Annotated in this window: 6 protein-coding genes; 1 reads left to right on the top strand and 5 read right to left on the bottom strand. The window is 69.3% G+C overall.

Annotation, left to right across the window (positions count from 1 at the left end; translation table 11 throughout):
* Positions 1–273 precede the first annotated feature (273 nt).
* Both HY703_11225 and HY703_11220 read right to left on the bottom strand, forming a co-directional pair.
* Entirely contained in the window at positions 274–1,344 is a 1,071-nt protein-coding gene (locus tag HY703_11225; protein MBI4545758.1) for a hypothetical protein, read from the bottom strand.
* 118 nt (positions 1,345–1,462) lie between these two features.
* Positions 1,463–2,020: a Uma2 family endonuclease gene (locus HY703_11220; GenBank protein ID MBI4545757.1), complete on the bottom strand. Its 558-nt coding sequence runs from the start codon at positions 2,018–2,020 to the stop codon at positions 1,463–1,465.
* A gap of 584 nt (positions 2,021–2,604) precedes the next feature.
* Here HY703_11220 and HY703_11215 point away from each other — a divergent pair.
* A complete protein-coding gene (locus HY703_11215; protein MBI4545756.1) occupies positions 2,605–3,162 on the top strand; it encodes a carboxymuconolactone decarboxylase family protein in 558 nt (185 codons plus the stop codon).
* A gap of 171 nt (positions 3,163–3,333) precedes the next feature.
* On the opposite strand, the gene HY703_11210 is transcribed toward HY703_11215, so the two are convergent.
* From HY703_11210 to HY703_11200, 3 genes are all read right to left on the bottom strand, one after another.
* Positions 3,334–4,227, bottom strand: a complete 894-nt coding sequence (locus HY703_11210; GenBank protein MBI4545755.1) for an MCE family protein — start codon at positions 4,225–4,227, stop codon at positions 3,334–3,336.
* Positions 4,227–4,979: an ATP-binding cassette domain-containing protein gene (locus tag HY703_11205; GenBank protein MBI4545754.1), complete on the bottom strand. Its 753-nt coding sequence runs from the start codon at positions 4,977–4,979 to the stop codon at positions 4,227–4,229. The genes HY703_11210 and HY703_11205 overlap by 1 nt, the downstream gene beginning before the upstream one ends.
* On the bottom strand, positions 4,976–5,533 hold a 558-nt coding region (locus HY703_11200), incomplete at its 5' end, for an ABC transporter permease (GenBank protein MBI4545753.1). The genes HY703_11205 and HY703_11200, both read right to left, overlap by 4 nt.

The raw sequence follows: 5,533 nt of genomic DNA, 5'->3' as shown, positions 1-5,533 counted from the left end.
GGTTTCCTCACCTTCGCTTCCAAATACCTGTCTGGGTATATTTGAGCGGTTCAAGAAGGCGATCCGGTGCCGCAGAATCGCCTCTGCCTAGCAAAGGAGATGGTGAGACGGAAAGTTCCCGGAGCCAGCGCTTCCCCGGGTGCCGCGCATGGCTGCGGCCCGGAGCGAGTAGCGCGCCGGGTCTGCTCCCGGGGGAGTGGAGCGCGTGGGGGGGTGGGCGCCTTCCGCCTCAACGATGGCGAGGGCGGGCTGGGCTCGAGCCTCGAGGCGGGGTCAATTTTCGGACTCGGCAGCCCGAACCCGCGACGTCTGGTGCGGGGTGATGGGGCCCATCCGGGGGATCGGGTCCCACCGGATCGAGCCCAGGGCATCGGGTCTCTCCTGTTCGAGCTCCTCGTAGGTTACGGCGTAGAGGTCGGGGCCGACCTCCACTTTGTCAACGCCTTGCAGCGCGGCCGATACCTTCTTCCAGTCGTGGAATTCGAACGGAATCTCGGCCTCGGCGAGCGCTATGCCCATGTGCGCGGCGGCCGCGTACCAGGTTTCTGAATCCACCCACAGCGCGTACAGCCATAGCCTGGTGTCCGTCTGGTAACGCGGCGCGATCATGATGCCGTGTGGATGGCCGAAGACGATCTCCCACGGATGTGTGCCGGCCCACTTTCCGTCATGGAACCACCTGGCAAAGGCTGCAGCGTCGCGCGGCGGCAAATCCAGCAGCCCTCCGTGCCGGCCGTCCGCCCGGCGCTTGTATTTCTCCAGCGGTAACAGGGGGCGAAGGTCCTCGAACACGGAATCGTAGGCCACGGCGACGGCATCCAGGTAGGCGGACAGCGTCATCTCGTCGAGCGGCGGCAGCCCCTTGGCTCGCTCGATCCCCTCTTCGAACCGGTTGATGTCGCGCGGCGGCAGCGGCGGTTTCCACCCCGTCGGCCAGGTGAGATGGCGCTGGATTCTCCCAGTGCGGCAGGTCGGCGGAAGAAGCCTCTCGACGCGGCGGTTATAGGTGGCAAAACCCTTCACGGCCGACCGCAATCGCCGCTCGATCTGCGCCAAAGCTTCGGCCCACTCGGTTTCGCCGAGGCGGTAATTCCCCATTGAAAACCCTTGCTCGAAGGTAACAACGTCGGAACCGATCCTCCAGGAGAGGTCGTGCCGCACAGGCGGAATGGAAAGTGAGGCGTACAGTGTCCCGCTATAAAGGACGAAGTGCGACGGATACCACTTGCCCGGGCGCGGGATGTAGTACGGACCCTGCCAGACAACGTCGTGCTCGTCCGGAAGGGGCTCCGTCTGCTTGAGAAGCTCGAAGGTCCTCCGGAGCGCGCTGGAAAGATCTGTCATTTGATGCCGTTCGTGACCTCATGCGCGGCAGGCGAGGAGGAGAGCTTAGTGGTCCCGCCAGCCGTGGCGAATGGCACGGGAGAGCCGCCCGCGCGTGGAATGGCTGTGGCTCCAGCGGCTACTCGAAGAACTCCCAGACCCGGCAGCGGAAGCCGGGCAGCAGAGCGGAGGTCAGCTCCGCGTCCGCGCTCAGGACCCGGACATCATCGAGCGAGCGGTGCACCGCGACCGTCCGGCGGCGCGGGCTGAGGAGCCAGGCCTCGCGGCAGCCGGCGCGGAAGAAGTCCGTCAGCCGCTCCCGTATCTCACCGGGCCGGTTCGAGGGAGAGAGGATCTCAACGGCCAAGTCGGGTGCGTGGTCGGGCCAGCTCTCCGGCAGACCGGCCGCAGGCACGCGCTCCCGAGAGAGGAAAGAGACGTCCGGGCCGCGCACGGTGTCGGGCCTACGCTCAAGCACGTAACTCGCTCCGCCCGAGAGCACCTTGCCGGCCCCGGTGCGCCGGACCAACTCCTTCAGCAGGTAGACGACGTTGGCCTCGACCTCCCCGTGCCGGCCGCCGGGCCCGGGCGACCGGACTACACGCCCCCGGACCAGCTCTGAACGATAGCCGTCCTCTTTGGGCAGCCGGCGGAATTCCTCGAGCGTCATCCGTCGGACAGGCTCGCGCGTGGACATCGAATCCTCCCGGGCGCGGATCAAGGCTTGACGCAAGCTAATCCGGCGGACCGGCCCACACCATGGCGCGGCGGGACGCTCGGGACGTGTCGGGCCGGCGCGAAAGCCGTTTCCGCTATCGCTGTGCGCCGGTTCCGGCCGCACGCTGAGCCCGCGCGTCGCCGGTTGAACGCCGCGGCGCGTACACGCCCCAGTTGCGCGACGTGCCGCGGCGCCGGCGGCCGCCCCTCCACGCCGACGCCGGATGCTCGAGCCGCTGCGCGCCTGAGGTGCAGGCGCTGCGCCTCGCGAGAGCCGCGGACGCGCGTTAGGCGCCGCGCGACCGCCGGTGCGACGCCCGCTACGGTCTCGTCACGCGGGCGCGCTGGGAAAGAGACGGAGTCGTGCGGTTTGTCCGCAGCAACGTCTCGGCCAGCGGGAATTTCTGGTTCCGATGACGACCACATGGAAGTGGAAGCGGGTCAGATTGACGCACCGGCCTCTGGGGAACCCTTCGGCCCGCCGGCCGCTTTGTTCATGCAGTTTCGCAACGATCTTCCGAATCCGGAAGTGCAGCCTTTACTCGAAGAAACTGGGGAGGTGAGATGGGCGAGTTCAGGATCCACACCATTGAGACAGCGCCGGCGGGGTCCAGGGAGACCATGCGGTCGATCCAGCAGAAGTTTGGGTTTCTGCCCAACCTGATCGGCGAGCTGGCCGCGGCGCCGGCGGCCGTTAAGGCCTACGCGCTGCTGGCGCAGCTCGTGGAGCAAACCGCTTTCACGCCGGTCGAGCGGCAGCTCGTGCTGGCGTCGGCCAGCGTGGCCAATGGCTGCGATTACTGCGTGGCGGCGCACTCGGCGGGCCTCAAGATGGCGGGCCTGGCGGCTGACCAGGTGGAGGCCGTGCGCGAGCACCGGCCGCTGGGCGATCCCAAGCTGGAAGCGCTCCGGCGGTTCACCGCTGGTGTGGTGGGGAAGCGCGGGCGCGTGGAGGCAGCGGAGCTGCAGGCGTTCCTAGACGCGGGCTACCGCAGGGACCAGGTGCTGGAGGTGCTGGTGGGCGTGGCCATGAAGACGCTCAGCAACTACACGAACCACATTGCCAGGACGCCGCTGGACGAGCAGTTCGAGGCCTTTGCCTGGGAGCCAGCCGTAGCCTGAGTGGGGGGTGCGTGCTGCGGGGCCACCGTGGCCGGCCCTGCGCGGCAGCGGAATGTTATGCCGCTTGGCCCCAGGTCCGCCGGGGCTGCAGGGACGCAGCGGGCGCGCCAGGCGGGGCGTCCCCCTTGCGGTGGCGTGCGGGCTCGGGCCGACGAGCCCAACGGCGCTTGCTCAGAAGACCGATACGTTGATGTAGCGTTTGGGGTTCTCGCGCACGTCGCGGAGCAGCGCGTCCAGGCTGCTGGTGGCGGCAAAGGCGCGCTCGTAGAGCGCCGGGTCGTGGAGCAGCCGGCCGGCTGTGCCCTGGCCGGTCTCGAGCCTGGCCAGCACGCGGCCGAACGTCGCGGACGCCGTTTCGAGGTTGGCGGTCATGGCGGCCAGGTTGGCGGTCGTGGCCTGGAGGTTGGCAACGGTGGCGGCCAGCTCCGGGCCGTGGGTAGCGCCCTCGAGGTTCCGGCTGAGCTGCGCCAGGTTGGCCGTGGCCGCGGCCAGGCTGGCGCTCTGCGTGCCGAGCAGCGTGTTGGCACCGGCCAGGAGGTCGTGCAGCTCGAGGGCGGCCCGGGCCACGCCGGCCAGCGAGCCGTGCACCAGGGTCACGGTAGTATCGCCCAGCAGCCGCTCCGCGCCGGCGCCCAGGGCCTCGGCCCGGGCGGCCAGGGAGGGCGTTGCCGCGCCCGGCAGGGTGTCCCCATCCTGGACCTGGTGAGCCGCCGGCGACCCCTCGCGCAGCACCACGGACTGTGCGCCGAACACGTCCACCGCCACGAGCGAGGCTGTGGCGTCGTTGCCGAGGGTCAGGCGGCGCTTGAGCCGGGTGCGCACGACGACGCCGCCGTCTGGCGCGAAGGCCAGGCCGCGCACGTCGCCTACGGGCACACCCCGCAAGAGCACCGGGTCGCCCTTCTTGAGCCGCTCCGCGCTGGGGAGCCGGACGTAGAGGTCGGCGCGGTGGCGGGCGAAGCCCCGGTCCGTGAGCCAGAGGAACAGCGCACTGAAGACTACGACGGCGAGGGCCATCAGGCCGCCCACCCGCGCCGCGTCGCGGCCCCGGTCGTAACTGGCCATCAGGCGACCTCCGCCAGCACGCCGGCGCCCTGACCCAGGAACGCCAGCACGTAGGGATTGCGGGAGTCGAAGAAGGCGCGGGGCGTCCCCTGGAAGCGGATGCACCCGCCCGCCAGCAGGGCCACCCGGTCGGCAACGGCGCCCACGGCGGCCAGGTCGTGGGTCACCGCAATGCTGGTGGCGCCCAACTGCTGCCGTGCCTTGAGGATCACCTCGTTCACCTGCGCCACATTCTGCGGGTCCAGCCCGGTGGTCGGCTCGTCGTACAGGATGATGTCCGCACCGTTGATGAGCGCGCGCGCTACCCCCACTCGCTTGCGCATCCCGCCCGAGATCTGGTTGGGCCGCTTGTCCAACACGGTCTCGTCCAGGTTCACCGTGGCCAGGGTCTCGACAATACGGCGGGGGCAGTAAGCGGTGTCGCTCGCGCACGCGTCGTCGTCCAGCGCCAGCCGCAAGTTCTCGCGAATGGTGAGCGAGTCCAGCAGCGCCCCATCCTGGAAGACGTAGCCCATGCGCCGGCGCAGCTCGGCCAGCTCGGCGTAGCTGGCCCGGCCTACCGGGCGGCCGTCCACATAGACTTCGCCCCTGTCCGGCGTGATCAGGCCGATGATGTGCTTGAGCAGCACACTCTTGCCCGCGCCGGATCCGCCTACCAGCGCCAGGATCTCTCCCGCCTGAACCGTCAGGTCGACGCCTCGCAGCACGGCTTGCCCGCCCAACGTCTTGTGCAGCTTCTCGATTCGAATCATGCCGGTACCACCTTCAGCAGCGGCGCGAACAGGGTGTCCAGCACCAGCAGGGCCGAGACCATGGCCACCACCGCCAGCGTGGTGGCCTGGCCGACCCCGCTCGAGCCGCCCTGCGCCTCGAGCCCCACGTAGCTGGCAATGAAGGTGATGGCCAGGCCGAACGCCGCGCCCTTGATCAAGGCAAAGAAGAACGGGAAATCACGAACGTAATAGCGCACGCCGAACCAGAAGTCGGCCGAGCTGACCGGCGTGACCAGCACGGCCACGGCCCAGCCGGCGAACAGCGAGGCGGCCAGCGCCAGTGCCACCAGGGCGGGCGCTACCAGGACTCCAGCCAGCACGCGCGGCACCACCAGATAGGTCACGGGGTCGCGGCCGATCACCTCCAGCGCGTCCACCTGCTCCGTCACCTCCATGGCGCCCAGCTCCGCCGCGATGCGCGCGCCTACGATCCCCACCAGAGCGATCCCCGTCAGCAGCGGCGCCAGCTCCGTGATCACGCTGGCCGCAACCACGCTCCCGATCACCCAGTAGGGCAGCACGCCCTCGAACTG

The organism is Gemmatimonadota bacterium (assembly GCA_016209965.1).
Lineage (GTDB): Bacteria > Gemmatimonadota > Gemmatimonadetes > Longimicrobiales > RSA9 > JACQVE01.
The sequence above is the reverse complement of the archived record's forward strand: the minus strand, read 5'-3'. Positions and strand labels throughout refer to the sequence as shown.